The organism is Dietzia sp. CQ4 (genome assembly GCF_014145125.1).
Lineage (GTDB): Bacteria > Actinomycetota > Actinomycetes > Mycobacteriales > Mycobacteriaceae > Dietzia > Dietzia natronolimnaea.
The window spans coordinates 1-2,659 of the sequence record NZ_JAALDZ010000082.1 but is presented as its reverse complement, the minus strand read 5'-3'; the positions used below and the strand labels follow the sequence as shown (position 1 = coordinate 2,659).

General features: G+C 65.6%; 2 protein-coding genes. Both read right to left on the bottom strand.

The features are described 5' to 3' along the window. Positions 1-97: 97 nt before the first annotated feature. Positions 98-856 (bottom strand): ATP-binding protein, encoded by a 759-nt coding sequence (locus G6031_RS05545; protein WP_007633699.1) that lies wholly within the window; start codon positions 854-856, stop codon positions 98-100. Next, positions 853-2,514 carry an IS21 family transposase gene (gene istA, locus G6031_RS05540; protein WP_347238445.1) on the bottom strand — a complete coding sequence of 554 codons (1,662 nt, stop codon included), beginning with the start codon at positions 2,512-2,514 and terminating at the stop codon, positions 853-855. The genes G6031_RS05545 and istA overlap by 4 nt, the downstream gene beginning before the upstream one ends. Positions 2,515-2,659: the final 145 nt, after the last annotated feature.

The window sequence follows — 2,659 nt, the reverse complement described above, 5'->3', positions numbered from 1 at the left end:
GTGTTTGGGACGCCTTTCGGAAAGCGCGGTTCTGATGATCGGGTAGCGGTCGGACGGGTATCGGATAGCGGAGTTCACCCGTCCGACCGCTGGGCCGCTATGGCGTTGCCGTGGCGAGGTGTCGTCTCATGTTCGGGCCGTCGAGTGCGATGATCTCGGCGCCGGCGACGATCCGGTTGAGGATCGATTCGGCGATGACCGCGTCTTGGAGCGACTTGTACCAATCTGGCGGATCGAACTGCGAGGTCACCAGAGTCGAGCCCCGGCCTTCCCGAGCGGCAAGGATGTTGAGCAGCTCCGCCGCGGTGTGCGGGGCCACCGGCGTGGTCAGGAAATCGTCCAGCACTAGCAGGTCGCAGTTGTGCAGGTCGGTGAGGAAGTCCAGCCTGCGCTGCGAGGTCGGCTCCAGCACGGCGAGCCGGTTGGCCAGGTCGTCGAGCCGGAAGAATCTCGCGGTGTAGTACTTTCGGCACGCGGCATTGAGAAGCGCTTGGGCGAGGTAGGTCTTGCCCACGCTGGATTGGCCGAGCACGACGAGATTGCGAGTGGCGTCGATCCATTGACAGCTGGAAAGTCGTGCGATTAGCTCGCGGTTGACGTTGCGGTCAGGCAGGTAGCGGATCTCTTCTACGCAGGCGTCAGGGTTTGGCGATCTGGAGGCCTTGAGTAGTTTCTGGGTCCGGCGTTCCTGCCTGGCCGTGATCTCTTTGTCCAGGGCGTGGAAGATCTTCTCCGAGAAGGTCCACTCGTCGCAGGCGGGATCGTTGGCCAGGTCAATGACGGTCTGGCCGAACGCGGTCATCCGCAGCTGCGTGAACAGTGGCATGTCGGCGTCGGTGAGATGACGATCAGTCACTGCAGCTCCTCCTGCCCCGCGGTGCCGCTGCTCGGGCTCGGGCCTCCGGTGAGGGCGGCGAGGCTGAACTGCTCGGGCCCGGCCAGATGCGCCCCGGTGGTATCTCGCCGACCCGGCGGCGGTTCCAGCCGGTCCGTCGTAGCCGCCACCGCCGGCTGCGTGGTGGTGGGCCGGGCGGCGGCCTGGGTCCTCAGGGCCGCCAGCTGCTGCTTGACGGCGGTGTAGCTGATCGCCCGGCGTGCGGTCTCGGAGAGGAGTTGGCCGCAGGCCCGCTCGAGCAGCATCTTGTTGTCCCCGCGGGCCAGGGCGAGGATGTTCTGGCACGAACGGTAGCCCTGAGCCTCGATCCGCTGGCGATCCAGGACCTCACTGATCGCGGCCACGGTGTGCGGTCCGATCTTGTGGGCCTGGCGCACGAAATACGCCCGCGACCATAGGTCCGAGGTCTGCAGGTGCTGCGCGGGAACATGGTCGGGATCGGTGACGAAGGCGTGCCGCCTACCGGAGACGGTGTGGGAGGCGATGACCTCCCCGCCAGCCATGACCGTGAGTGTGGGGCCGGTGATCTTCACATCGACGTGCTGGCCGGCGAAGGTGTAGGGCACCGAGTACTTCACCGTGGCGATCTCCACGTGGTAATCCCTGTTGACCTTGGACTTCTTCCAGATGACCGGCTGCCAGCGGGCCTCGGGCAGAGCGATCAACTCCGACTGCTCATGCTCGGCGAACAGCTCCCGTCGGCTGATCTTCTGGCCGCGGAACGGGATCCGGTCGTTGATCGCCTCCACCTCGGCGGCGATCGCCTCGTTCGCATCGTCCAGGCTGGCGAAGCGCCGATCGGCCAGCCGTCCGATCACCCAGTTGGTCACCACCTTCACCCCGGCCTCGACGTTGCCCTTGTCTGTCGGGCGCACCGGCCGAGTGGGCACGGCAGCGGTCTGGTGGTACTCGAGGAAGTCCCGGTACTCACGGTTGACCTCGCGGGCCCGGTCACCGCGGGCGATCTGGTTCGACGCCGTGGAGGCGTTGTCGGGGACGATCACCTGCGCCGCGCCGCCGAAGTACTCGAACGCCTGCAAGTGCGCGTCGAGCCAGTTCGCCATCTTCTCGTCCAGGCAGCCGCAGGCGAAGACCATCCCCGAGTACGGAAGCGACGCCACGAACACCGACACTGTGGTCTTGGTGCCGGTGACGGGATCGAAGATGGCCATCTTCGTGCCCGCCCAGTCGACTTGCATCGTGTGCCCGGGCACGTGCGTGATCCGCATCGTCAGCTCGTTGACCTCGACGTACTCGCCGATGATCTGGCAGAACCGCTGGTAGCTGTAGTGCCGCTGCCCCGGCGTGCCGTCAGTGTCGAGGTAGTTGGCCCACAGCACCCGCAGCGGCAGCTTCTTCTTGCCCGTGCGCTTCTTCACGGCAGCCGCCACGTCGAAGGCGACGAACTCCTTCGACGGCGTCTTGCGCCCATCGGCGAACAAGACGTCGATCTCCTCGACGCTGAGCGCCTCGACCTGGCTCGTGGCGGTCAACCCGTGCTCGTGGCAGACCTTCTTCGCCTTCGCGACCGTGCGATGCGAGCAACCCGCGATCGCCTCGATGTCCCGGTAGGACCTGTCCTGCAGCAGTAGCGACATCACCAATCGGTAATCAGTCACCCGTGCCTCCTGTTCGGATCCACGCGCAGCCTGGTTGCCACGCGTAGAACCGACACGAGCACACGAGGACCGGCACCGCTATCCGATGCTCATACTCGCGCTACCCGATCATCAGAACCCTGCTATCCGAAGCACGTCCCTAACA